This is a genomic window from Cryomorpha ignava (genome assembly GCF_010686655.1).
In the GTDB taxonomy this organism is placed as follows: domain Bacteria; phylum Bacteroidota; class Bacteroidia; order Flavobacteriales_D; family Cryomorphaceae; genus Cryomorpha; species Cryomorpha ignava.
The window spans coordinates 1-4,389 of the sequence record NZ_JAAGVY010000092.1; the positions used below are offsets into that span (position 1 = coordinate 1).

The window sequence follows — 4,389 nt, forward strand, 5'->3', positions numbered from 1 at the left end:
GGTCATCACAGGGAAAAATTGATCCTGATTTGGTACGTGTAGTTTGTCCGTTTGAAACAAATGAAACCATGTTGCTGGTCAGAAAAAATAGCGTAAACGGAATTTTATAAAGTCTTTCCATAACTAAACTTGTTTGGTGGTTGTATTTAATTAACGATCAAGATAGGACTTTTGGTTTGGTTTTTCATAAATCATTGCTTCACAAACCTACCATACCCCCGTTTACCATCAATACCCGTAAGCTGCAAAAGATAAACACCAGGCGGTAAGGTGCTAATATCTATTTGGGACGGGCTTGATTGCAAAATATTACTTCCCAGGTTTTGCCCCACAGCATTAATCACATCTATGCGCGTACCTGGCAAGGCATTGTTTATGTAAACGACATCATGAGCAGGGTTGGGATAAACCCGTATTTCTTCAAATCCATTTATAGCTTTTATGCCAACCGGCCCCAAAGCATCAATAGCAATACACACCGAATCGCTTCCGCATGAATTAAAAGCAGTAGCACAAACGGTATAAATCCCACTTTCTGCAAAAAAGTGGTAAGGGTTAAAACCGAAGCCTGTTTGCCCATCTCCAAAATCCCAGATTACGCTATCGGCATCTGCCGAGCCGGTATAAGCAAAGTTATAGCCTGCCTGGTTTGGAATAGTATCGTAAGTAAAAAGTACGGTGGGCAGCGGGCAATAACAAGAATCTGTACCAAACTTGGCGATAAAACCCTCTTGAGTACCGGTTTGATTGTAGAGGGTGCCATCGCCAACGTGTAATTGACCACTGAAGTGACCCCCAACGTAAAAGTTGCCTTGGTTGTCGGCGGTGAGAAGGGAAGAACTCTCATTACCGCCCGGGGAGCCATATAATGCATTTAAACTGGTCGGAAGACCAATTCCGGAAGGAGCAAAGAAAGCCAAGAAAACATTTCTTAATTGATTATTGTCGGGATCATCAACTGCCAGGTCTCCCCAGTAAATCTCACTTGCATAAGATCCGGTTACAGCCACTTTGTTACTCGAATAAGCTGTTGCTGTACCTTTACTTGTACCTGGAACAGAGGCATTGTTTGTGAAAATGATATTACCGGAAGAATCAATTTTTGCAAAAATTGGAAAATTGTAGTTATCAATGGAATTATTAAAGGTAAAATCTCCGAGACTACAATTATTGTAAGAGTTACCAGTAACATATACATTCCCAAATTCATCTACTGAAGGTTTACCAACAAACTCTGAACTATAACCGACTATATCATCAGTCGATATCCTCCAATTCACAAAACCTAAACTGTCAAATTGAACGACATAATTATTGGCGGTAACTTCCTCTCCGCCGAAAATGACAATATCATCATCGGATGAGAGATATCCTGACATGTAAAACTTCCCAGTATAGTGGTCTCTGATTAGATTGCTTCTTTGAATAAGACTACCAGTATAAGAAACATCAAAGTGTATACCACCTGAAAAAATACCGTCGCTGTTGTATTTTAATGCATAGATATCTTCACCACCGTCTAATGTGGCATCATAAGTAGCTTCAAATGCTCCACCTGCGTAAGTTCCAGGGAATAATCTGCTGTAAACAAAGCAATCTCCATTGGTAGCCACATCCACATCAATGAAAACACCCAATTGTAAGTCATCAGGAAAATTAAGGATTACCGTATCTTCGGGCATTCGCAGCCATTTAAAATCACCTTCCGTATCGTATTTAACCAAAAGCATTGCTTTTCGATCAGAAATAATGGTAGTGTCAGAATCAATGTTTATACTATAATTTGCCTGACGACCGCCGTTGGCATTGCTGGTTACATAAACTCCTCCCAGAGTATCAGTATCTACACCCAATGGCACATCGCCACTCGAACCACCAATAATCTTGGTCCATCGATGAGCGCCATTGCAGTCAAAGCTGGTTAAAGCCGCATCACTCTGTCCATTACTTATAAAAAGGTCTCCATCTATTTCGTAAGGGTCTTGCAATGACCATGTCACATAGGAATTACCATAAGTATCAACAGCAATATTTTGGGCATTAAACCGCACTTCCTGCCCCCATTGCCAATCGGGTTGGGCTATAAGACTTGTAGCGGAAAATATAAAAAGAAGTATATAGGGTAGAAGGATTGATTTTTTCATGGGAGTGGACTTTAAAGATATTGAATAAATATCTTGCGGTGGGGTTTTAATACCGCACCGCAAGATAAATAGAATTAAGGGGCGACAGAAAGTTTGCTTTGGGCTATGATGTGCCCATCTTGCATCAGACAGATTTGATAAATGCCGCTTACAAAATCACCCAATTGCATAGAGATACTACCAGCAGCGCTTTGAAGTCTAAGTGTTTTAACCTTCCTGCCGGTCAAATCATATATTTCAATCATTTTTTGACTTTTACTGCCATCATAGCGGTATTCAATACGCGTTTGATCTGCGGCAGGATTTGGTATAAGGAAGATTTCCGGTGCAAGTTGTTCTAAATTTTGATTGAATGTGTTCGCCTGGGAATCAAGGTTATTTGGCGAAGTTCCGTTTGCAATCAAACCTTGAGAACCGGAAGCTGAACAACTATCGCTAAGATACATGGCATCGCTGGTTATTTGGCAAAATCCATTGTCTAAAATAAGGTTGATGCTATCGGGTCCAAAATTTGAGAAACCTAAAGGGTGGTTTCCCGTACCTGTCGATACGTCAACACCATTCACCTGGTAGCTCCAATACGCAAACGGATTATAGGGACCTACAATCCCTGCCTGTGCGGCACATGATGTAAGGTCATTGCCGTCGCGCAAATCATCTGTACAAAAGCAACCGGTCGGAAAATTCCACATATATTCCTGTGGCGAATGCGGAACAGCTATTTCATTGCTGCTTACACAACCACTATTGCTGGTAAAATAAACCTCGTAGAGTCCGCCGTGATAGCCATTTATTGTAGATCCGGTGCTTCCATTGCTCCAATTATAGGTACCGTTTTGTGCATTGGTAGCTGAAAGTGCTACTACATAAGGCTCGCAGCTCGCAATATTAAATGATACTGCGGGAGTATCAACAGGGCTTGCCACAGTTACGGTATAAGGCACACTTACACCATCACACCCGTTTTGGGTAGCTGTGAGGGTATAGGTATATGTACCTACAGGTAGTGTTTGAAGCAGGGTAGCACTATTACCTACAATACCTCCCGGGTTGCGCTCCCATTCAAGGCTTAGTCCCGATGCTGTATTTATGGAGCTGGTAAGTGTAAAGGGTACGCTATCGCACTGGTTAGGGTTGCCGATAATTGTAGGTGTGGGTAATGGCGTAAAATAAATAGATACCGGCTCTGATGGTACCTGACAGCCATATTGATCTGAACCCATCACCCAATAATCGCCTGCATAAGTAACATCAAAACTTGAAGAAGTCACAATCGGGGTGACAGGTATGCTGCCTTGATACCAAATGAAGCCCGTAGGGTCGTCGAATGATATATCGAAATACGTCAAAGTTATCGGAATTCCAATACAAACGGGTGGTGCTGGGTTGATTAAAAGGTTAGGTTTCGTTCCGTTCCATAACCCGTTATCCTGAATCTCAATCGTGTTTTGGGTGCTGTCTGAACAACCTATGCTGCTCGTGGCTGTGAGGGTAATAAGTTGAGTACCTGTACTTGCATACACCTTATCCGGATTCGGTTGAAAATTTGTATTGTCTTCACCAAAATCCCAAACATAATTAAGCCCTGTTACCGGTGTGCTTAAGTTATTCAAGTGCACCACCACATCATTAATACAAGCCGGTTCAAAAGGAGAAACAATTTCAAAATCAGCATCGGGCTTGTCAGGTAAGTTTACACTTACAATTGTGGTACAAGGTGGTGCAGCAGTGGTAAAGGTGCTGTAAATAATCTCTCTGAATTGATAGTCGCCGGCCGGGAGTTGAAAATTTACCGACAGGTCTGAAGGGGTGCCTGAAATATTGTTCCAACTGGTACCGGCATCATCGCTATAGGCATATAGATGTTGCATGCTACCCACCTCCAAAGGGAAAATATTGGAGTGGTCGTAAAGTGTAACATCATATAAACTTCCGGTACCGCAGCTTACGCTGTAGTACATATCACCAACGAAGGGTATATACACATTTTGATGAAATCCCTTTGTACATGAATCAGTTTCAACAAAATAGTTAAATGGATATACTCCGGCTTCTTCAAAACTCGCTGTAGCCCAGGCATTGGCGCCGAGGATGTAAGTTTCACCTAGTGCTTCATCTGGAAAAATCCAGGTTTCACTAAGAATGTTATAGCTATAAGGGTTGTACTGAATATTTGCCTGCCCGGTAGCACAATCGATAAAACTACTATTTGATGCCACCAGTGTCGGACCCTGACAACCGGATC

At 42.0% G+C, this 4,389-nt stretch carries 2 protein-coding genes; both read right to left on the reverse strand.

Annotation, left to right across the window (positions count from 1 at the left end; translation table 11 throughout):
• Positions 1 to 191: 191 nt before the first annotated feature.
• Positions 192 to 2,144, reverse strand: a complete 1,953-nt coding sequence (locus G3O08_RS20350) for a T9SS type A sorting domain-containing protein (RefSeq protein WP_163287290.1) — start codon at positions 2,142 to 2,144, stop codon at positions 192 to 194.
• A 74-nt stretch (positions 2,145 to 2,218) separates the two neighbouring features.
• The coding region (locus tag G3O08_RS20355; protein ID WP_163287291.1) for a PKD domain-containing protein at positions 2,219 to 4,389 on the reverse strand (2,171 nt) is incomplete at its 5' end.

Coding starts and splice junctions, on each gene's coding strand:
- G3O08_RS20350 (WP_163287290.1), bottom strand. CDS start 2,144: ATGAAAAAATCAATCCTTCTACCCTATATACTTCTTTTTATATTTTCC.